We start from the raw sequence: 21,393 nt of genomic DNA on the forward strand, positions 1-21,393 counted from the left end.
ACATTTGACAACTAACCGATTGAATAATATACTAATGTGCATAAGCTACTTATTTAGCTGTTCAAACACTACTTAATAAAGGCTATAGTTCACGTTCCCCAACGTACAAAAGCTATAAGTGTAGGTTTATTTAGCTATGAGTTCATTTTAATCAATAAGTTAGTTATTGTCAATAATAAGCTAAATATTTAGCTTATTTTCTAAAAATGAGGTGAATAGAATGAAAAATGAATTTGGCATGAAGGTTCGAGCAACGCTATTCGCTAAAAATATGCACCAAAAAGAATTAGCGAAATTACTTGGGATATCTAATGCTTACTTATCGGATATTATCCGTGATAAACGAAAAGGTAAGGATATCAGGGCTAAAATCATAAAGATCTTAGATATGAAGGAGGTCTCATAACGGAAATGAACACGCTAAGTTCAACAGATGATAAACAATTAGTATTTGAAAGCAATGGAAAAGTTGTAACTGATAGTTTGATGATTGCTGAAGTCTTCGGGAAAACTCATGACAATGTACTGAAAGATATTCGCAAGCAAATGGATTATGCGGGTTATGAATTTTCGCTCGTAAATTTTCACGAGCGAACTTATGAGAGTAGAGGACGTTTATATCCTAAAATCGACCTGACGGAACAAGCTTTTACATTAGTTGTTATGAGTTACAACACAAAAGAGGCAGTTCAAATGAAGATTAAGTTCATTCAAGAGTTTGAACGAATGCAACAATATATCCGTGATAAACCAAAGGCGATGAACGCAAAAGAAAGTATCCTGGCCAATATGAAAATGACTATCGAATTAAATGAGGACGTTGTCGATTTAAAAAGAGATGTGGAACAAATTAAGAAAGATATTAACGAACGTATCACACTAGATTATGGACAGCAGCAAGTAATCAGAAACGCTGTAAATAAACGAGTACATAAGCTATGGAATGAAAACAAGATAGATAAAGAACTATACATTACAACTAGAAAAGTGTACTCCGCTTTATGGAAGAACTTAAAAGATGCATACCAAGTGAATGCTTATCCTAATATTCTTCAAAAAGATTTCGATGAAGCACTAAGTTTCATTGAAGGTTGGAGACCATTATTTAACGGTAGTAAAACTGCGTAGGAGGTAAAAACATGATTGATTTAAATTCATTCGCTGATGGAGCATTAGCGGAGCAGTTTGATAGAGAATTCGAACGAGTAACTGAAAATATGGCGGATTTAAATACTGATCCCAAAAAAGCTAGAAAAATCACAGTAACGCTTACATTTGTAGGTGATAAAAAGCGTGACGTTTGGGACTGTAAAGTACAAGCGAAATCTACTTTAGCACCTGCAGAAGAAGTAGAATCAAAAATTCTATTAGGCCAGGATAATAGCGGTAATATTATTGGCCAAGAGCTTGCATCCGGAGTAAAAGGACAGATGTATATGGATACTGAGGGTGATCTCGCTACTGATGTAGGCGAAAAGGTTGTTGAAAATCAAGATCCAAATGTTGTTGTAGATTTACAAAGAAAATCAAATTAATGAAAAGGGGAAATGAAGTATGTCAATGACAAAAGAAGCTTTGCAATATGTAGTAGGTTTAGGAAATGCAGAAGTAGAGGAAATCAACGGTCAAACGTATTCTAATCAGCAGTTGCATGTAGTGGAAGAACCGACACCACGTGCTTTAACTGTACGTAGCCTATCTAGTTTAGTAGATTATGCGAAATCTAATTTTGATACAGCAGAAACAATTATGATTCACATTGAAAGTCCAACAGAAGTGAGTTTGTTTACTGCATTAAACGGTAATTGCAATCGTAGTAAATTCGTGAAAGCAGAAGCTTTAATTCCACATTTTAGTTTTGGGAGATTCCATGACACAGAGGACTTTAACATTAGTATGCAATCAGGATTCGTTAAAAATAATGACCGTGACATTGTATTACAAGTAATTGGAACTATTGCGGATGAAACTGTACGAGAGATTGGCGATGATGGGGTTTCACAAGCTGTTACTGCTAAAACAGGAGTTTCGACACGTGGAAATGTAAAAGTACCTAATCCAGTAGCCCTACAGCCTTACAGAACGTTCGTTGAAGTTGAGCAGCCTGAAAGTGAATTTATTTTCCGTATGAAGACAGGCCCGACTTGTGGACTATTTGAAGCGGATGGCGGGGCTTGGAAGTTACAAGCAATTAAAAACATTAAAGCCTATTTAGTAGCAGCGCTTGAGGAAGAAGTTAAATCAGAAAAGGTATTCATTATTGCGTAATGGATATTTCAACAGTAGAAAGTACTAGTGCCGTTTGTATCTTTGGTTTAGGGATTGGAATTTTTGCACTTGCACTTTACAAAGGCGGCAGCTTCATTGAGAGAAAACTCGATGAAGCTGAACAACTAGAAAAAGAGGTGAGTACGATTGGGAATAGAAAACAGAGTCCTTCCGGAGCATTTAGCAGCAGCAGAGAAGTTAGAAAAAGAGCTTAGAGAATGCATCCAAAATCAAGACATTTTATATAAACAGATGGAACGGGCAAATGAAGAGTGTAATAAGACTTTATATGTAGAGCTGCATGAACTACATAGAAAAAAAGTTATGAGAGAACTAGAAATATCAAAAGAGTTATCAGCTATGTATTACAAAAAAATGAAACATGATCGGGAGCAGGAAAGAAAAAATGTTCTTGATGTAGCAAAACGTTTAGAGGATGTTGGTGGAAGTAAAGAAGTTGTGGAACACATTAGAAAAAACGCATAAAAAAAGCCCGCTGCAACGGGACCTTTAAAAAATATTAACTTTTGCAATTATATCATATGGAGCAAACCTATGAAAACAGTATATCGTTCGAAAAAATTTAGTTTCTTAATCCCTTCACATGGGCGGCCAAAACATTACATGTGTGCAGGTGATAAAACAGAGCTAGCAAAACGAGTAATCGTAAAAGAAAAAGAAGGTTATGAGTGTAAATATCCGATTCGCAGGGTTGTTAATATTGACAACCTTGATGAATTCGGAAAACCAGATGAGACGGATTGTTTCTATGAAACTGAACTTAAAAAAATAGATAAATAGGAGATGTTTATTATGGTAGATATCTTTGATGTAGGGGAATATTGTGATATTTGCGGTGATACAATACCGCCCTCTGATGAAAAAACGATGTATATTGAAGGATTGGAAAAGACACTTTGTAAACAATGCAGCGGTCAAGCTGAAGAAACATTAAAAGTAGTAAGCTTTGGTGTAATTAAAGATGCTCTAAAAGAGATAACGGATAAATACGGAAGAGAAAAGGTGCGGCAGTTTGATCTAGTAACTGCAGAACAATTTGTAAGAGAAAATAGCATTACTTTAAACATAGAAAAGCGTGGCGGTAAGTTTAACCAGGAAAAACTAGGTGAATTCGTTCCGCTATCTACAGAGGAATTAATTACAGTAATTGAGTTTTTAAAGAGAAAGATTAACCCTAATCTTTGGATGAACGCAGTAATAGGAACACTATTGGATAAGCAATTAACAATTACATTAGCAAAAGTACCTGTAAATGGTTGAGCAATTAACAATAGAAGATGCTGTCGTATATGAGCAAATTGATACCTATATGGTGGATATTGTTACAAACATTGGATTTAAGTTGGAATTTTGTGAAGCAGAAACAAGGGAAGACGCAGCCCGTATAGTCCGTGAGCGTTATTGTAAACACTATGATTTTCGTATTCGTAGTATTGAAGTTTCTAATAGATCGTTGAAAGAAATAGAAGCATTAGATTAAGGGGGAAATGATGATGAATTTACAAATAGGTGAAACAAAAGTGGTTCCTGGTCATTGGGTTGTATGTGAAATGGAAGATGGCCTACAAATTGTACAAGTGGAAAAAGTTATTAAGGATACTATTAATGACAAAGTAGAGATATGGGGTCAATGGAAAAGTGTAGGTTCCATTGCAGGTGACTATGGATTTAATCATATTGAAAAGTGCCGTTTTGCTACTGCAGTAGAAATTGATGATGAGGGTTGGCGTGAAGTATTTAGACGTAAAGGGAGAGTCCCAGGGAAGTTTACTCCCGGTGATTGGGTATCTGATGATGTATATGCACTAACAGTAATGCACCAGGACGGTAACGTAGTAACTGTAGGGATTGTTAATTCAGGTCAAACATATGAAGTTATGGCAGAAGATTTAGAGCCATTATTCTTCAAAGAAGATTTAGCGGGATAAATTATGAGTCTTGTATTTTTAATATTCGTTTTATTGATAATCGCAAGTACATTTAGGACATTTGAAAAAATACATTGCAAAAAGCGCTCGGGGGATTCATGGGCAGGAAAGAAAGAATTATAGGTCAGTTAATTCATAATTTTAACTTTTATAAAATGGAGGACGGCAGGCAGTTGTATGAGTTGTCTGTCGAAAGACTCCTAAAAATATTGGAGGCACAGAAGAATGCTAGAACTACACAGAATCACAGACGCAGAACTAGAGAAGAAATTTAGCTTACGACAATTGTTATCTATGCAAAAGGAGCTAGATCAGCATATTAGTTATAAGGCAGAGGATCGTATTGAATTAAAGTTCTATGCACTGCAGGTGGAAGTAAATGAAGCTTGGAACGAAACAAAGTCATTTAAGTATTGGAGCACTAAATTTAAAACACCGGATAGGGATAAATTGTTAGATGAGTTGGTAGATGGATTACATTTTCTTTTATCAATCGTTTTAGAAATAAACGCTACTACTAGGGATCAGAAGAACATTATTGGATGTTTCCATTATGCGAAGATGTGTCAAAGAAATATTTACAGTATTAACCGATTATTTGAAATGTGGAGTATGGAAGTATTTAAAGCAAAAAGACAATGGATTTTATATAGAAATTGTCCAATAACAGAATTAAGAAAGATGTTTGGTGTGTTCTTCCGTATTTGCTATTTATACGGCTTTAAATACGAGGATATTGTACAAGCTTACAAAGATAAGAATGAAGAAAATTTCAAACGTCAAGCGAGTGGATATTAAGATGTATAAGTTTGTTGTTACTTATGAACTACCACCGGTGGAAGGGACGCTAAATGTAGATATAAATGCAAAAGATAGGCATGAAGCCTTATATATTGTCAGGAACTTTTTACCTCGTATCGCTATAGTGCATGGTGCTAAACCAAAATAATTTAAAATTTGAATGGAAAAGAGCCATGAGTTGTGAAGGCTCATGGCTCTTTGTATAAGGGTATAAAGCCAAGTCAAAGGCTTTATAGGTGAATATTATCATATTTTTATAAATAAAACAATTAAAATGCAGGTAAATGGTAAAAATTCCGAATTTTTCATAAAACGGAAAGGGTGATTGTAATGGCTAACAATCGTAAGAAGCAAAAGATAAAGAAAGCTATTAAACGTCGTGTTAAACAATTTGAGAAACATAGAGTAAATGAAGCGTGGAGAAATATATTTGTAAAACGTGGAATTATTAAATAGAAAAGGAGGAAACAGCATGGGTTACGGAAATAAAGGGATGCCTTTTGAAATGCTAATTAATATCTCAAATCGTATGTATAAGGAAAAAAAGGTAGGCATATTTAACAAACGTCCTACACCGGTAAAGGTGCTGAAAACAGACAAGAAAGGCAACATAACAAAAAGTGCGTGGGAAAGTAAATCAACAGTAGATTATGACGGTGTATATAAGGGGAGAGCGGTATACTTTGAAGCGAAGTCAACGGAGCAAACAACACGTTTTCCGCTAGAAAATATCCATCGGCACCAGATTGACTATTTAGAAGATACACAAACAATGGGGGCTATTTGCTTCTTCTTAATAGAGTTTTGGAAAGATAAAGTGACGTATTTAGTGCCACTATCGTTAGTATCAAAATATGTAATGGAATCATATGAGGGTGGAAGAAAATCTATACCACGAGAAGAATTTGAAAAACATGCTTTTATTGTTGAGCGCACTGATCGTGCTTTAGTAGATTATTTAAGGCATATAGAGAAATTAGAATGGCCTGATGTTTCATGAATAAAGCAGCCGTTCGTTTAAAAATAATTGATTTAATGGATAATAATTGTGCTGGTTGTGAGCATAAAAGGGATAGCAATGCTAGTTATTGTTGGACAAAGTGTGAGATAGGAAAAGAAATAAATGCATTAGGTATATATTTAGGCGGTACATTAATTGAAAAAGAAGTTAAGGTGCGAACACCTAAGGATTGGGACAAACTTTGTATAAAAATTATAAAGTTAAAAAAGAAAGGTATGTTGCTCAAAGACATAGCAAAAAAGCTAGGCATAAAGAATCCATCGTGTATTACATCTCAATTGAAGAAACGGGGATTGAAATAAAAATTTCACATACCATATTAAATATAAAAAATTATAAACACAAATTAATAGTCCACATTTAAGGGCGTTGATTATATATAGGAAGAAACTGTTTCCTATGTATAACCAACGTCCTTTTTTTATTACAAAAGGAGGAACAAGGTATGCAGGAACTAATTGAACAATATAAAGAGAAAGTAAATCAGTTAGAAAACTTAAAAGAAACAGCACCGGATAATGATAAAACAATTATTGGTAGTATGATTACTGATTTACGTTATGCACTGGAATGGATGCGTACAGCAAAGGAACCAGGAACGATAAGAGGCATTGAACGTAGAGCAGCATATCAGCGTAATACTGCAGTAAATCCCTTACTAATGCAAAAGTATTTAAGAAGCGCAGAAACGTTATATGAGTGGGATGATAAGCCGAAAGAGAATGTAATTACTGAATGGGAGCGTATTAAGTTAGAAGATGCATTGTCAACATTAACAGAAAGAGAAAGAGAGATCTATATAATGTTTAAGGGGAATTGTTTATCTATGGATAAAATTTCCAATTTATTAAAAGTATCAAAGGGAACTGTCCAGAAATCAATACAACGATCTGACATTAAAATAGCAAGACAATTAGAAGGTAGTCTATTTTGCATGATTTAATTTAAAAATAGGTTATTTTCGCCTTACGAATGCCACCTATATATGAAAGCCGAAACCAGTTACCTATGGTGAATGATTGGGGACACCCGTTGCTTCATACATAGAACTTTTACCTTTATATATTGCACTCCTATAAAGGACTCTTGATTTCATTTTACGTAATAAGAATAACTAGATTGTTTGGTCTGAACGGTCAGTAGGAGAGCTTCTGCTCTTCTTTGAAACAATATAAGCCTACCATGTTGTTTCAAAGAAGGGTCCGGAATTTAGATCCTGATATAAATTAAAAAATGTCCTCCAATTTGTAAAAAGCCCAGTTACTTAATTGTAATAGGGCTTTTTTTCTTTGTTATGTAAAAAGTACACAATAAGCATTATTAGAAACGAGGGATTGTTAATGGGAAGTAAAGTAACAGTAACGCCTGAACAAGTAGAAGATATTATTTCAAATTCTAATATAACTGTAAATACGATTCTAGATAAATGTACTGTAGTAACAGCAGAGTTACCTAATGGCTTTATCATTGTTGAACATTCTGCATGTGTAGATCCTGCTAACTATAATGAGGCAATAGGTAAAGAAATCTGTTTGCAGCGAATTAAAAATAAAATTTGGGAATTAGAAGGATACAAACTACAAAGTAGGGCAGCAGGACTAAGTATAAATGTTTCAGTAACAGATACAGAGTTATTTAAAGATGCACTAGAAGTTTTAGAGGGATTAACAGTTGTTACTTCATATTTAATTTCTACAGCAGATAAACAGGTTGTAGATATTGTTCCTGAATTAGTTCCAAATGAAAAATTAAAGAAAATGTTGCAAGAAATCATTATTAAATTAGATGAGAAGAAGCAGGAAATGTCTTTGGGAGAATTTACAAAACAAACAACTCAAGAGAAAGACGCTGCTCTCTTTGAAAAACATCATATAGGCAAGTTTTTAGAACCGGAAAATACAGAAGTTTAACAAGGTTAAGTTTATGCAATGAATAAGTGTATTTCAGTGTGAAAAACCCCGGAAAATCAACGATGTATAAAACTTGCATATTGATTATTATAGGGATTTTAACAAATGCATTGATATCAACACATTTCCCGACAACCTAGTTTACATAAATAAGATTATAGGCAGTCATTGTGTGTATAATATTCATTTCCCTGTATAAATTAGTTTCTGTTATGGATTTTTTAAAATAAGATTCTATTTAACGGCCAAATGGACGTTTTTTTATTTTATAGATAAGGGGTGAGATTGTGAAAGTTGATAGTGAAGATTTACAGAGAGCTTTTGAGCTATTTAGAGAAGCGTGTGAGGTAATTGTTCAATGGTTTAAGCAAACCTGGGAACAAATTAAAGAGATTGCTCTTAATTACATAAAATATAAATCGGAACGGTCACAACGTCCTGCTTATGGATATGTAAAATATAGAGTCATGAAATCGCAAGTGCTAAATCGCAAACCTAAATGTATAAGAGCGAGATCGTTTTGTTAAAAGGAGTGAAGTGAATGAAGCTCAATAAGCAAGAGCAAACGGTTGTTGTTGGTAATTTGATTAATAATATTATCGGTGTGGAATTAGTAAAACAACATATTGACCCGCAAAAGCTAGAAAAGGCAGTAGCTTTGCACAATGAACTTAATGATGATATGACACCAAAAAACTGTCGTGAGGCACTTATTAGCGTATTAGATAAAGCCATAGATGTTTTCTTGGACAGTAAGTAGTGAGGTGGTGACGAGTGGCGAGAGCAAGAAGCCCGAACAGGGATAAAGCCTTTGAGCTATTCAAAGAACATAACGGCGATATTTCTAATCGTAAAATTGCAGAGCTGCTTCAAGAACCTGAAAAAACAATTTCATCCTGGAAGAGTAGGGACAAATGGGCAGCTAAATTAAATGAATCTGAATGTAGTACTGCAAAAGAAAATGAATGTAGTACTACAAATAAAGAACGTAGTACTGCAAAACGTGGAGCGCCAAAAGGGAACAAAAATGCAGTAGGTAATAAAGGTGGTCCACCTGCTGGAAATAAAAATGCTGTTGGTCATGGTGCACCAGTAGGTAATGATAATGCTGTTACGCATGGCTTATTTAGAAAGTACCTTCCTGCAGAAGTATTTGAACTTAAGACAGAATTGGCCCGAGCTTTTCAGAATGATCCAGTATCCATGATTTGGGAGAGTATTTTACTGCACTATTCCAATATCATTTACTCTCAGAATATCATGTTTGTACAAGACAAGGATGATACTACACGAGAGTTAAGAAAACAAAAAATGAACGAACATGGATTAGATGAAGAGTGGGACATTCAATTTGCTTGGGACAAACAAGCGAACTTATTAAATGCACAGTCACGGGCTTTTGCTGAATTCCGTAACTTAATTAAACAGTTTGATGAATTAGCAAATAAGAACGATAAACGTAGGTTAGAACTCAAGATGATGCAGCTTAATGTACAAAAAGCAGAAGCAGAAGTAAAAGAAGTTACTGACAAAGGGAATAAGAGTACGGGTACTATCATTGTTAACGATAAAGACGAAATGAGAAGGATATTAAATGAGCGAAGTAATAGAAATACTTGATTTAATAAACCCTAATTTCTATGATTTTTGGTTAAATGATGATAGATCAAGAAACCTTTTGTCAGGTGGCCGTTCTTCAATGAAGTCATCTGTTATTTCATTGAGGCTTGTAACTGATTTTATGGAAGACCCAAACGGTAATATAGTTATACTACGTAAAGTAGCAAAGTATCTTTCTACTTCTGTATATGAGCAGATAAAATGGGCGATATATATGCTGAAATTAGAAGATGAGTTCTTTTTCGGTCAATCACCGCTTGTTATACGTCATAAGGATACAGGAACAGCTTTTTATTTCTATGGCTGCGATGACCCTATGAAAGTTAAATCTGCTAAAATCGCTAGAGGTTATGTTATGGCCGTGTGGTTTGAGGAATTGGCAGAGTTTGCAGGTATAGAGGATATTGATATTGTAGAGGATACATTTATTCGTCAGGATTTAGGAGATAAAGAGGTGAAAGTCTATTACTCTTACAATCCACCGCGTAACCCTTATGCTTGGGTAAATGAATTCAAGGATAATAAAGCGAACGATGAAGATTTCTTTATACATCACAGCACGTATTTAGAAGATGAAAAAGGTTTCTTATCTAAGCAGCTTATTCGAAAGATTGAAAAGTACAAGGAAACGGATATTGAGTATTGGCGTTGGATGTACAAAGGTGATGTTATCGGTTTAGGTGACATGGTTTATAACATGAATCATTTTAACTTAATCAGCCAACTACCTGAAGATGACGACTTAATATTAATTGATATTGCCATCGATACAGGGCACCAGGTTTCCGCTACTACTTATTTAGCCTTTGGATTCACGAAGAAGGGAAATGTAATCCTATTAGATACATATTATTACTCACCTGAAAACAAAGTCGTTAAACGGGCACCTAGTGAGTTCTCAGTGGACTTAAATGAATTCGTGACAAATGCTACTGCTATATTTAGAAGATACATTGACCAACAAACTATCGATTCTGCAGAGGGTGGCTTGCGTAACCAGTACTTTAAAGATTATGGTGTTCGACTGCATCCCGTTGCAAAGAAAAAGAAAGTAACGATGATAGAAAACGTCTACGATTTATTATCACAGGGACGTTTTTTTATTTTGGATACAGAAAACAACAAGGTGTTTTATGAGGAACACAAGCGATATCAGTGGGACGCTAAAACCTTGCAGACGCCTAACCCTGAAGTACTTAAAGTAGACGATCATACGTGTGATGCATTTCAATATTATGTTAATGATAACCTGCAGAAATTGAAATTGAAATATTAATAGATTTATAACGTTATTAATTAATTACTGTAATGTTAACGTTAATACTAACATTAATGTAAGGCTGTTGTTTATTATCTGTTGGCTTAACGTTACTGCATTAATACATTTATGTTATGTAATTATTAGCGCGTTGTTAGCGAAGCAATAGGTTGGTATTAGGTTCACATTAATAATATGTAAAGTAGGTGATGTAGTGTTTAAGAAGCTCATCTCCGGCATAAGGCAGGTGTTGTACAAAATGGGCCTGATTAGTGGGATAAAAAAGGTATCCGACCACAAGGATATACAGGTAAATGACGAATCCTATGAATTTATAGACACCTGGAAAGCTTTGTATAGTGGGTATTACAAAGAATGGCATGATGTTCAATACAAAACAGTAGAGGGGCAGAAGCAGCGAAAACGAGCCACTTTAAATATGGCCAAAGTTGTGACGCAAGAAATGGCTACTCTTGTATTTAATGAAAAATGCACAATTAACATATCTGATAAGGATCTATCAAAGAATATCAAAAATGTTCTTGATGAAAATAACTTTATAAAAGAGTTTCAAAGGTACTTAGAGTACAGCTTTGCGCTTGGTGGGATGGTTATTAAGGTCTACTGGGATAATGGCATTAAACTTTCATTTGTTACAGCAGACTGTTTCATACCGATTACCTGGGACAATAAACAGATAACAGAATGTGTATTTATTACTGAAGCGTTTAAAGGCGGCAAAAAGTATACGCTGCTAGAATGGCATTTAGTTGAGAATGGCACATACATCATCAAGAATGAGCTGTATAAAAGCGATAATAAGCATGAATTAGGTGTAAAGGTTCCATTAGCAGAGTTATATCCTAATTTAGAAGAAGCAGTATATATAGAGAACCTATCACGGCCTACTTTTAAATACTTTAAGCCTAATACTGCTAATAACTTAGATATTGGCTCACCTTTGGGAATTTCTATTTATGCCAATGCACTAGATACACTTAAATCGATTGATATTGCATTTGACAGCTTCCAAAGAGAGTTCATTTTAGGTAAAAAACGTATTTTGGTACCGCATAATGCAATTAGAACTGTAATAGATCCAGAAACCGGGGCACAATTACGTTACTTTGATGCAGATGATGAAGTATTCCAGGCATTTAACTTTGATGATGGGATGAAACACATTCAAGATATGTCTGTTGAGTTAAGAGTGGAAGAACATATTTCTGCTATTAATGCATTATTAAACTATTTGTCTTCTCAAATTGGTTTCTCTGCGGGTGCATTCAGCTTTGATGGGCAAGGAGTTAAAACTGCTACTGAGGTTGTCAGTGAGAATTCTAAGACGTTTAGAACGAAGCAGTCCCATGAAACAATTATTGAAGATGGTATACAAGAATTAGTTGATAGCATTATTGATATTGCTGTTCTATATGGTGAATTTAACGGTCCCACAGGAGAATACGAGGTTACAGTTACTTTTGACGATAGTATCGCAGAAGATGCTGCTGCTGAAATAAATAAACAAGTCATATTGATTTCTAACGGATTAAACAGCAAGAAACGCGCAATTATGAAGATTCATGGTGTAACTGCAGAAGAAGCTGAAGCGCTATTGAAGGAGGTACTTGCAGAAAATAAAACCATTACCCCTGAAAATATAGATTTCTTTGGTATGAACAACCCAAAACAGAATAATAACTCAGGAGATGAAGGATAATGGCACTGCCTCCTGAGAAGTTACAGCAACTCTCTATATTTGTAGTAGATATCTACAATGCAATTGAAGAAGAGTTGCTTTTAAACATGGCTAGAATGCTCAAGTATGACCGGGAATTACTATTAACTGCAGAAGATTTCACGGAATACCAACATTGGCGCATAGTTCAGTTAAATAAGTTAGGTAAGTTGAATCAACAACAAATGAATACTATTGCTAGTCGTAGTGGTAAAACAGCTGAAGAAGTACGAAAGATGCTAGAAGGGGCTGGATTCACAGCGGTAGAGCAACATGAACAGTTATATCAGGAAGCAGTACAAGCAGGTAGTTTAATAGCTGCTCCTGCAATGCATACGAGCGCTGCACTAATTGGCATTCTTAACGCTTACGAGCAACAGGCGTTAGATACGTTGAATCTTGTAAATACAACTATGCTAAATCAGGCACAACAGGTTTATCTAGATGTTTTAAATAAAACAGTAGGTAAACTATTAGGCGGTGTGATAACGCCACAACAGGCGCTAAGACAAACTGTTTCTGAATGGGCACAGCGAGGGATTCCCGCTTTAATTGATAAGGCTGGGAAGCGTTGGAGTACCGAAGCATATGTAAACATGATTACTCGATCTGTTAGTCAGAATGTAGCAAATGAAATGCAGATGGCCCGAATGGATGAGTATGACGTGGATCTAATCGAAACAAGTTCACATCTTGGAGCAAGACCACGCTGCGCGCCATATCAAGGTCGTATTTATTCTAAAAGTGGAAAGAGCAAAAGACACCCTCCGTTCTCCAGTACATCATATGGTGAAGCGGCAGGGTTATTAGGCGTAAATTGCCGGCATCTAGTTTGGCCTTATATATCAGGTAAGTCTACTAAGCGTTATGAACCGTATGACACTGTTGAGAACTCTAGAGTATATAAGGAAAGTCAACAACAAAGAAGCTTAGAACGGCAAATTAGGAAAGCTAAGAAGGAAGTAAAGGTTATGGAAGCGTTAGGAGATGCGGAAGGCGTGAAGGAAGCGAAAAATAGGGTTTCGCAACGCCAAGCTAACATGAAAGAGTTTATTAATCAAACAAAGCGCAAGCGTCAATATAACCGAGAACAAATTGTATAGGAGGAATTAAGATGCAAAAACCATTTCGTTTACGTTTAAATAACATTCAATTCTTTTCTGATGGTGGAGCAGGTGACCAGGGCGGTACTGATCCATTGGGAGGAGGTGAACCAGGAGCAGGCGGTTCGGGTGACCCAGTAACCTATACACAGGAACAATTAGATGCTGCAAAAAACCAGCAACAAACCGATTTCTTGAAAACGTTAGGATTCGAAAATGCAGATCAATTAAAAGATACGGTGAATAGTTGGAAAGAGCACCAAGATTCACAGAAGACAGAACACGATAAGCTTAATGACAAAGTAACAACCTATGAAACGCAGTTACAAGAAAAAGACTCTACTTTGAGTGATTTACGAATGGAAAACACGGCAATCAAAGCAGGTATTACAGATGAAAAGAACTTAGCTGCTGTAATTACACTAGCAAAAACAAAGCTTAGTGACGATGTAGATATCGCGCAAGCTATTGAGCAGGTCGTAACGGAATTCCCACACTTTAAAACAGTCGTTGAGGAAGAGGGCCCGCCTAAACCGCGATTCGGTAATGGTGGACAGCATAAAAGAGAACCACAATCAGAATTAAATAAATGGCTTGAAGAATTCAAGAAATAAGAGAGGGAGATATACACATGGCTAACAACTTAAATTATGCAGAATTATACCAAGCGGGATTACAAACACGTTATCCTGGTCGTTTATACTTTGAAAAATTATGGAACACACCAAGTAATAGTTTAGTTAAATTCTCTGACGCTAAAACTATTAAATTACCACGTCTTACTGTTACTTCTGGTCGTAAAGATTATGGACGCGATACGGTTACAACTCCAGGACGTAACTTTGAAAACGATTGGGAAACAAAAACACTAACAAATGATCGTTACTGGGATACACTTATTGACCCTATGGATATTGATGAAACGAACATGGTAGCATCCATTGCCAATATCACACGAGTTTATAACGATAATGAAAAAATCCCTGAAAAAGATAAGTACATGATTTCACGTTTATTCAGCGAAAAGAAATCTAAAGATAATGGCGCCGGAAATAAAGAGATTGCTATTACTCCTGAAAATGCTTTAACTGTATTCGATGAAATTATGGAAAATATGGATGAAAAAGAAGTCCCACAAGAAGGGCGTTTATTATACGTACTTCCTACTGTTAAAACTGCGCTGAAGCAGGCTAAAGAAATTGCACGATATATGGGAGTTCAAAATAATAACGGGCAAATCAATCGTGTAGTTAACCGCTTAGATGAGGTCGAAATCATTGGTGTTCCTTCTTCACGTATGAAGACACTATATAACTTCACAAATGGAGCTAAACCTGATCCAACTGCGCAGCAAGTTCAAATGATGTTAATTCATACATCTTGTATGGTTGCACCTGAAAAATATGAATTCGTTTCAGTTGATGCGCCTAGTGCAAAAACTGCAGGAAAATACTTTTACTTTGAGCGCTCATACGATGGCGTATTTATGTTTGATACTAAAACAGACGGTATTGCATTCGTAACAGCGCCAAAAGCATAGGAGGGGAATTATTATGGCCGTAGTCGTAAAAAAAGAGAATCGTGTATTAACAGTTGAAGAACAAAGTTTAGATGCATATCTTGTAGAAGGATATGACCAAGTAGAACTTAATGCGGAAGGAGCTGCTTATGTAGTTGTGACTCGTGCTACAGGTGGCCGTGAAGTAACACTTTCTGAATTAAATACTGTTATTGAAGAAAAAGATGCAATTACAGCAGAACGTAATGACTTATTAGTTGAAAATAAGAAATTAAAGGCTGAAATTGCAAAGTTAAAGAAAGATACTGCAGCTGATAAAACAGAAAAATAGGTGATTTCATGTCATATATAGATGCTGAATACTATACGAACATATACAAGGGAATGCCTGTAGAAGATTCTGATATGTTGAGTCGTATGATTGCAAGAGCTTCAGATGTAGTGGATCAGATTATTAATTATAAATTGAGTGGCGTTGATTTCGATAAATTGGCGCCATTTATTAAAAATCAGGTAATGAAAGCTACTGCTGCTCAAACTGAATATATCGCCTTATATGGCGAAACATCTACAAATACCATGATTGATACGCCGGTTATGCAGGTTGGTAAATTCCGTTATGGTTTATTACGAGGTGGTAAGTCTGAAGGAGCGGGCCATGACGCTCGAATAGCACAAGGGACAATTGCTTTTCTACGTCCAACAGGATTACTTTATGCGGGGGTGGAGGTAAATGATTAATGTTATTCCTATTCCATTACATGTACTCATTCATACAGTTGAGTATCATGAGTACATTGGTGAAGACGAGACATGGGGAGGTTCCGCTTCCTCATTTGCCCCACCAATCACTCTAAAAAGGGTAAGAGTGCAACCGAATGAAAAGTTATATAACACTTCAACAGGTGATAGCGTAACTTTTCAAGCAATACTTTTCCATGATTCAGTCAACTCTTCTCCTGCTAATCATGTATTTAAAGAAAAATCTAAGATCGTGTGGGGTGGAAAAGAAATGTTTATTAAAGAAGTTGAACCACTTTATACAACGAACCCTAACAGGCCGCACCACACTGAAATATATCTACAATGATTAACATTAATATACGAGTAGATACTGCACATATGGCCGCAAAAGCAGAAGAGGCTATTAATAAATCTCAATTTGTATTAGATCAGCAAGTATTGAAGGATAGTAATTTTTACATTCCAAAAGACACCGGTGAGTTAGAACGCTCTTCCATACGCTTTAGTAGACCGGGAGAAGGTCATATTGAATGGAATACTCCATATTCAAGACGTTTGTACTATAATCCACAGTACAACTTCTCAAAAGATGTTAATCCTAATGCTAGGGGGCTTTGGTTTGAAGAGGCTAAAGCACGCCATGTAAGCGATTGGGCTAGAATAGTAGAAAACGAAATAAAACGAAATTTATAGGAGGGTAAATATGAAATGGTTAATTGAATCAGTGAAAAAACATTTAACTACTGTTCTATCTAAAGAAATCATGTTTGCTCCTGTAAAGGTCGATATATTAGATATAGGGTTGAATAATACCCCGCGTAAAAGTATTGCAATTAGGATGATACCATCTGCTCCGGGTGAGCAATATTTTGATGGTGAAATTAAAAAGAAACAGTTTCAAATCCTCTTAAAAAGTGAAAAACAATTGGAAGTTAACACTTCTGCAGAAGTAATCGCAGAAGAATTAAACAACGTGCATAGACGAGAGTTTCATGCAGTGGACAACTCTTACACATTGAGAAGATTAAATATTTACGTAGAGCCTAATTTCGTAGATAAATTAGCATCTAACGAGTATGTATATACCGCTCTCTTTGTAGCGGAATTAGAAATAGGGGGTAATTAATATATGGAACAAGGTTTTTTAATGAACCACGGATATAAATTTGAAATTAATGTATCTACTACAAGCACTCCGAAATATGCGGTAATTGCAGTAGGGATTACTTCAGTTGATCCAGATAACAATGAAGAGAGTGACGAAAACTACTACTATAATGGTGGTGGAGCAGCAGAACGTGATATTACAGGATTTATGATGTCATATGGATTCGAGGGACATCGTTATTATGGTGATGAAGCTCAAGATTATATCTTAAGCAAAATAAACAAAGTAGGGCCAGAACGTAAAACGGATTTCCGTGTGACAGAACCTAACGGGGATAAATGGGAAGGTAGAGCGACTATGAGTGAAATAAAATCACCTGGTGGCGATGCTAACTCTAAAGGGGAAATCGAATTTACAATTAGTTATGATGGGGTTCCAACATTTACAAAAGCACCCAGTACACCCTCAGTCTAACGAAGAACAAAGAGCCGTTAATTCGGCTTTTTTTAATTTAGTTCAAACATTAAACCGAACGATAATGCAGAAACAAGAAGGAGAAGAGGACAAAAATGACACAATTTAAATTCGAGTTTGAAAAAACGTATAAAGAAGTAGATGTAGCAGGTAAGCTTTTCAAAGTAGAATTCAATGATGATGCGTTAAATAAATACCAAAAATCATTAAAACGTTTCGAAAAATCTACAAAAGAACTACAGAAATTTATACCGGATTTCGAAAATGCTACAGATAAAGAAATCGATGCTTTAACAGCTAAGCAAAAAGAAATAACAAAAGAAGTTGTCGATGTTTTCTTAGGTGAAGGTGCTTTCGAAGAGTTATATGACATTGCCGGCCGTTCTGTTGGTAATCTATTAAGTCTTGTTCATTACTTAAATGATTTATACGCAGAGGAAATGATAAAAAAATCAGATGAATCGCAATCTAAATATCTAGCTAATCTTAAAAAGTAAGGTGATCGGTAATGTTCAAACTTACTGATAGAAATAGAGACATATATCATTGGGCAGGTGTCGATATTGAATTAAATCTGTCTTTTGATAATGTCCTAAAAATCATGGAATTATTCGACGATGAGACAGTTAGCAATAGAGCAAAGCCGAATATTGCTCTATTGATGCTTATCGTTGATCATAGTCTTCTCAATCAGCTTAACTGGCAAGGTAAAGAGAAGTTAATTGTTGATATCTTCAAGGATAAATTGAATATTGATTTAACAGCAGATAAGAAAGCCGGTGAGATGACGGAAACACTAGGTAATCCGTTAAATGAAGAAATACCGGAAATACCTGTTGTTAACTTTACATTGGACGCAGAAATGATATTTGCGTCTTTTTTGTATGACTACAATGTCAATTTATTTGAACAACAAGGAATACTGCAATGGGAAGAGTTTTTAGCTTTATTTAATAATCTATCCGAAAAAACGCCGATGCGTACAGCGATACACTATCGAACGTGCGAAATACCTAAGAAAGATAAACATAACGCCGATGAACGAAAACGAATCAAGAAAATGAGAGAGCGGTATGAACTTCCGGAAGCTAAAGTCATTAGAGAAGAAATGGAGTACAAGGCGTACCTAAGAAGATTAGAAGCGCAAAAGAGGCAGGTGACTTCAATTGGCTGACGGACGGGTTGAAATAGATGCAAGGATAAATAACAATAACGTTAGACGAGATGTACAAAATATTAACAGAGAATTAAACCGGATCGGCGGAGGGATGGGCCGTACTGCTCGTGATATGCGTAATAACATGGGTAGAGAAATGCAAGGCATGGTAGGTGACTCAGAGTATTACGCTAGAAAATATCGCAGAGCATACGGTAATGAAATAGGCGGGTTAATGGGTGAAATGGGCGGTTATTATCGCTACATGTCTCAAGAAGCTCAAAATATGATGATGGAAATGAAAGAAGGATTCCACGCTCAAAAAATGGCAATGATTCCATTTATGGAAGACCAGATTAAGGCTACACATGGATACTTTAAAATGGCTCAAGGCTCTAAGGAATTTCAAGGGACAAACAAAGATTTCATAAATCAAGCCAATGAAATAGGAAAAGCAATGAAAGCTTCTCAAGATGCTCAAATTAATGCTAACAGGCTTGCTATGATGGGAATGCTTCAAACTATTGGCGCTATGAATGCGATGTCTTCTGCTGCGTCTAAAACAACTAAGAATCTAGATCAGATGAAAAATCCTTTATATAACACAGCTCGTCCCGCTCTTGCTTTAGTTGATAGCCTGGATAAAGTAGCTCGTAGCGGTTCAGCTGCTCAGATTGCTCTAGAATTACACGGCCCGCAAGCCAGTATGAAAACTCTATCAGATGAAGCTATGAGACTTAATTCAGTAATGATGGGAATGCCTATCCTAGCTATGGGGGTCGGACTGAGTATGCTTTTCATGTACGGTTCTCTGCATAAAGCTAATATGGAAATGGAACCTAAATATGCTGAAGCATTTACTAATATGATGGAGAAACTTACAAAAGCATTAGAACCTATGAGGCAAGCTTTTACTGCAGTAATGGTACCTATCTATAATTTTGTTGCCAAAATGGCTGAGTTAACAATAGCATTTAACGAGGCACACCCCGTCATGGCTAGATTTATTCAGGGTACTATTATGCTAGTCCCTGCATTGATGGGATTAATGTTACCTTTAGCATTAGGTGTAGGGTATTTTAGAGGTTTAAGGGCAATTCTATTCGCTTTACGACCCTTAATTATGCCTGTTGCAACTGCATTCGCTACATTATCAACACCGGTATGGATCGTAGCGGCTGCGATTACAGGGGCTACAGTAGCTTTTACTCATTTTTACAAAACTAACGAGAAATTTAAGGGATTCGTTGACGGAACTATTAAAGGGATTACGGACTTCAGTAAAGCTTTAGTTAAAAACGGAGCTGAATTACTCCAAAATGCTTACAATTCAGACAAGGTACAGAATAGTATTAAAGCCATGCAGTCAGGATTCGTCATGGCAGGTAATAAAGCGAAAGAGTTTGGTTCTAATGTGGTTAGTATGGGTAAATACCTTTACTATACAGCGTTAGACGGAGATTATTTGAATGACTGGATAACTCATTTACCTGAGGGATTCCAGGGCACAGCACTTAAGATTGGCCAATCAATGAGTAACATGAGAGAAAAAATTATAGGTACATTCCCTGTTATTCAAGAGTTCGGAAAGAACGTAATGAGTATGGGTAAATACTTAATGTATACCGCTATCGATGGTGATTACTTTAATGACTGGGTAACGCATCTTCCTGAGCCATTTCAAGAAACTGCCTTGCAAATTGGAATGAGTGTCGCTAACATTCGGCAATCGGTAATTGACTGGGTATCCAGTACAGTTAACGAGGGTGCGCGAATGGGTGTTACTTTGAAAGATATGGGTATGTATTTCCTAGAAGTAGCGAGAACCGGTGATTTTGCTAATGAATCACTAATGAAACTTCCTATCAATATGATAATGGGTGTTAAACAGATGGGTATCGCCCTTGCTGAGTTTAGAGCGAACTTTATCTCTACCTTTCCAGTGATAGCGGCATTTGGCCAAAATCTGCTGAATTTGGGGCAATACATATTACAGGTAGTGCTTACAGGAAATATTATGAATGGTTGGTTAGCTGGTATGTCAGGAGGATTCCAAAACGTAGCAATTCTAATAGGACAGGCTATAGAGCAAATAAAAGCTAGTATAGGCTTATTTGTAGAGGCTATCCGGCTTGCTATGGGTGGAGACACTTCTCAGCTAGGTCAAATATTCTCCACGATACTTCCTACACTTATTACCATCTTGATCGGCGGGCTTCCTGCGCTGCTTCTTACTGCAATGCGGTTCCTGCCTACAATTGTAGACGGGATCAACACAATGTTTCCTAACTTCCTAGCAACTGCAGGTAGTATCTTGCTGAAATTCGCGGAAACAATAGTTGGAATGCTTCCTACAATACTGCAGATAGGTATTGATATAATTTCTAAGCTAGTAGATGGATTAGTTACGGCACTTCCTGTACTCGTACAAATGGCTATAGATGTTATTGTTAATGCTACAAACGCTCTAATGACTGCCGTTATTGCAATGGCGCCTTCATTAATTAATGCAGGGTTAGACATGATTATGAGTATTTGCAAAGGGGTAGCAGAAAATCTACCTAAAATTTTAGAAATGGCACTAAAAATTATTGGAATGCTTCTTACGGGTATCAATAACATGTTGCCTAAAATAATAGAAGCAGGAATTAAAATTTTAACTGAATTGATTAACGGTATTGTTCAAAGGTTCCCTCAATGGGTGCAAATGGGCTATGATATGAT

The 21,393-nt window shown here is 36.0% G+C and carries 32 protein-coding genes and 1 pseudogene; all 33 read left to right on the forward strand.

Annotated elements, in window-relative coordinates; translation table 11 throughout:
- Positions 1-220: 220 nt before the first annotated feature.
- A complete protein-coding gene (locus KVT31_RS28095; protein ID WP_217563237.1) occupies positions 221-406 on the forward strand; it encodes a helix-turn-helix domain-containing protein in 186 nt (61 codons plus the stop codon).
- 5 nt (positions 407-411) lie between these two features.
- Positions 412-1,128 (forward strand): Rha family transcriptional regulator, encoded by a 717-nt coding sequence (locus KVT31_RS28100; protein ID WP_217613671.1) that lies wholly within the window; start codon positions 412-414, stop codon positions 1,126-1,128.
- Between the two features lie 11 nt (positions 1,129-1,139).
- Positions 1,140-1,535, forward strand: a complete 396-nt coding sequence (locus KVT31_RS28105; protein WP_217563180.1) for a replication terminator protein — start codon at positions 1,140-1,142, stop codon at positions 1,533-1,535.
- A 19-nt stretch (positions 1,536-1,554) separates the two neighbouring features.
- Complete coding sequence (locus KVT31_RS28110) at positions 1,555-2,268, forward strand: hypothetical protein (RefSeq protein ID WP_217563179.1); 714 nt, start codon at positions 1,555-1,557, stop codon at positions 2,266-2,268.
- Positions 2,269-2,415: 147 nt separating this feature from the next.
- On the forward strand, positions 2,416-2,754 hold the full coding sequence (locus KVT31_RS28115) for a hypothetical protein (protein ID WP_217563178.1): 339 nt from the start codon (positions 2,416-2,418) through the stop codon (positions 2,752-2,754).
- A 69-nt stretch (positions 2,755-2,823) separates the two neighbouring features.
- On the forward strand, positions 2,824-3,069 hold the full coding sequence (locus KVT31_RS28120; protein WP_217563177.1) for a hypothetical protein: 246 nt from the start codon (positions 2,824-2,826) through the stop codon (positions 3,067-3,069).
- 12 nt (positions 3,070-3,081) lie between these two features.
- Positions 3,082-3,549: a hypothetical protein gene (locus KVT31_RS28125; protein WP_217563176.1), complete on the forward strand. Its 468-nt coding sequence runs from the start codon at positions 3,082-3,084 to the stop codon at positions 3,547-3,549.
- Positions 3,542-3,769, forward strand: coding sequence for a hypothetical protein (locus KVT31_RS28130; protein WP_217563175.1), 228 nt, complete (start codon positions 3,542-3,544; stop codon positions 3,767-3,769). The genes KVT31_RS28125 and KVT31_RS28130 overlap by 8 nt, the downstream gene beginning before the upstream one ends.
- 13 nt (positions 3,770-3,782) lie before the next feature.
- Positions 3,783-4,217, forward strand: coding sequence for a hypothetical protein (locus KVT31_RS28135; RefSeq protein ID WP_217563174.1), 435 nt, complete (start codon positions 3,783-3,785; stop codon positions 4,215-4,217).
- A gap of 98 nt (positions 4,218-4,315) precedes the next feature.
- Positions 4,316-4,492, forward strand: a complete 177-nt coding sequence (fbpA, locus tag KVT31_RS30810; protein ID WP_217563173.1) for a Fur-regulated basic protein FbpA — start codon at positions 4,316-4,318, stop codon at positions 4,490-4,492.
- Complete coding sequence (locus KVT31_RS28145; protein ID WP_217563172.1) at positions 4,443-5,015, forward strand: dUTP diphosphatase; 573 nt, start codon at positions 4,443-4,445, stop codon at positions 5,013-5,015. Before fbpA ends, KVT31_RS28145 begins: the two co-directional genes overlap by 50 nt.
- A 333-nt stretch (positions 5,016-5,348) precedes the next feature.
- Positions 5,349-5,474, forward strand: a complete 126-nt coding sequence (locus KVT31_RS28150; RefSeq protein ID WP_217563156.1) for a DUF3983 domain-containing protein — start codon at positions 5,349-5,351, stop codon at positions 5,472-5,474.
- Positions 5,475-5,490: 16 nt separating this feature from the next.
- Positions 5,491-6,018, forward strand: a complete 528-nt coding sequence (locus tag KVT31_RS28155) for a Holliday junction resolvase RecU (RefSeq protein WP_217563157.1) — start codon at positions 5,491-5,493, stop codon at positions 6,016-6,018.
- Entirely contained in the window at positions 6,015-6,341 is a 327-nt protein-coding gene (locus tag KVT31_RS28160) for a zinc-finger domain-containing protein (RefSeq protein WP_217563158.1), read from the forward strand. The genes KVT31_RS28155 and KVT31_RS28160 overlap by 4 nt, the downstream gene beginning before the upstream one ends.
- Positions 6,342-6,484: 143 nt before the next feature.
- Positions 6,485-6,982 carry a sigma-70 family RNA polymerase sigma factor gene (locus tag KVT31_RS28165; protein WP_217613672.1) on the forward strand — a complete coding sequence of 166 codons (498 nt, stop codon included), beginning with the start codon at positions 6,485-6,487 and terminating at the stop codon, positions 6,980-6,982.
- A gap of 397 nt (positions 6,983-7,379) precedes the next feature.
- Positions 7,380-7,622, forward strand: a pseudogene (locus KVT31_RS30495) (Gp49 family protein); the annotation flags it as partial.
- A gap of 614 nt (positions 7,623-8,236) precedes the next feature.
- A complete protein-coding gene (locus tag KVT31_RS28175) occupies positions 8,237-8,476 on the forward strand; it encodes a hypothetical protein (protein WP_217582036.1) in 240 nt (79 codons plus the stop codon).
- Positions 8,477-8,490: 14 nt separating this feature from the next.
- Positions 8,491-8,709 carry a hypothetical protein gene (locus KVT31_RS28180; protein ID WP_217563160.1) on the forward strand — a complete coding sequence of 73 codons (219 nt, stop codon included), beginning with the start codon at positions 8,491-8,493 and terminating at the stop codon, positions 8,707-8,709.
- Positions 8,710-8,723: 14 nt separating this feature from the next.
- A complete protein-coding gene (gene terS, locus KVT31_RS28185; protein ID WP_217563161.1) occupies positions 8,724-9,569 on the forward strand; it encodes a phage terminase small subunit in 846 nt (281 codons plus the stop codon).
- Entirely contained in the window at positions 9,544-10,845 is a 1,302-nt protein-coding gene (locus KVT31_RS28190; protein ID WP_217563162.1) for a PBSX family phage terminase large subunit, read from the forward strand. The genes terS and KVT31_RS28190 overlap by 26 nt, the downstream gene beginning before the upstream one ends.
- A gap of 196 nt (positions 10,846-11,041) precedes the next feature.
- A complete protein-coding gene (locus KVT31_RS28195) occupies positions 11,042-12,547 on the forward strand; it encodes a phage portal protein (protein ID WP_217563163.1) in 1,506 nt (501 codons plus the stop codon).
- Entirely contained in the window at positions 12,547-13,668 is a 1,122-nt protein-coding gene (locus KVT31_RS28200; RefSeq protein ID WP_217613673.1) for a phage minor capsid protein, read from the forward strand. The genes KVT31_RS28195 and KVT31_RS28200 overlap by 1 nt, the downstream gene beginning before the upstream one ends.
- Before the next feature lie 11 nt (positions 13,669-13,679).
- The gene (locus KVT31_RS28205; RefSeq protein WP_217563137.1) at positions 13,680-14,282 is read left to right on the forward strand and encodes a hypothetical protein; all 603 of its coding nucleotides are present in this window, start codon (positions 13,680-13,682) and stop codon (positions 14,280-14,282) included.
- A gap of 17 nt (positions 14,283-14,299) precedes the next feature.
- Positions 14,300-15,208 carry a capsid protein gene (locus KVT31_RS28210; RefSeq protein WP_217563138.1) on the forward strand — a complete coding sequence of 303 codons (909 nt, stop codon included), beginning with the start codon at positions 14,300-14,302 and terminating at the stop codon, positions 15,206-15,208.
- Positions 15,209-15,221: 13 nt separating this feature from the next.
- On the forward strand, positions 15,222-15,518 hold the full coding sequence (locus KVT31_RS28215; protein ID WP_253601515.1) for a hypothetical protein: 297 nt from the start codon (positions 15,222-15,224) through the stop codon (positions 15,516-15,518).
- A gap of 8 nt (positions 15,519-15,526) precedes the next feature.
- Complete coding sequence (locus KVT31_RS28220; RefSeq protein ID WP_217563139.1) at positions 15,527-15,928, forward strand: head-tail connector protein; 402 nt, start codon at positions 15,527-15,529, stop codon at positions 15,926-15,928.
- On the forward strand, positions 15,921-16,277 hold the full coding sequence (locus KVT31_RS28225) for a putative minor capsid protein (protein ID WP_217563140.1): 357 nt from the start codon (positions 15,921-15,923) through the stop codon (positions 16,275-16,277). Before KVT31_RS28220 ends, KVT31_RS28225 begins: the two co-directional genes overlap by 8 nt.
- Positions 16,274-16,624 (forward strand): minor capsid protein, encoded by a 351-nt coding sequence (locus KVT31_RS28230; protein WP_217563141.1) that lies wholly within the window; start codon positions 16,274-16,276, stop codon positions 16,622-16,624. Before KVT31_RS28225 ends, KVT31_RS28230 begins: the two co-directional genes overlap by 4 nt.
- Before the next feature lie 10 nt (positions 16,625-16,634).
- Positions 16,635-17,057: a phage tail terminator protein gene (locus KVT31_RS28235; protein WP_217563142.1), complete on the forward strand. Its 423-nt coding sequence runs from the start codon at positions 16,635-16,637 to the stop codon at positions 17,055-17,057.
- A 3-nt stretch (positions 17,058-17,060) separates the two neighbouring features.
- Complete coding sequence (locus tag KVT31_RS28240; protein ID WP_253601517.1) at positions 17,061-17,513, forward strand: phage tail tube protein; 453 nt, start codon at positions 17,061-17,063, stop codon at positions 17,511-17,513.
- A gap of 95 nt (positions 17,514-17,608) precedes the next feature.
- Positions 17,609-18,010: a hypothetical protein gene (locus KVT31_RS28245; RefSeq protein ID WP_217563143.1), complete on the forward strand. Its 402-nt coding sequence runs from the start codon at positions 17,609-17,611 to the stop codon at positions 18,008-18,010.
- A gap of 11 nt (positions 18,011-18,021) precedes the next feature.
- A complete protein-coding gene (locus KVT31_RS28250) occupies positions 18,022-18,687 on the forward strand; it encodes a Gp15 family bacteriophage protein (protein WP_217613674.1) in 666 nt (221 codons plus the stop codon).
- Positions 18,680-21,393: carbamoyl-phosphate synthase large subunit (locus KVT31_RS28255; protein WP_217613675.1), on the forward strand; the 2,714-nt coding region annotated here is incomplete at its 3' end. The genes KVT31_RS28250 and KVT31_RS28255, both read left to right, overlap by 8 nt.

Source organism: Bacillus sp. GbtcB14 (assembly GCF_019091205.1).
Taxonomy (GTDB): domain Bacteria; phylum Bacillota; class Bacilli; order Bacillales; family Bacillaceae_G; genus Bacillus_A; species Bacillus_A cereus_AG.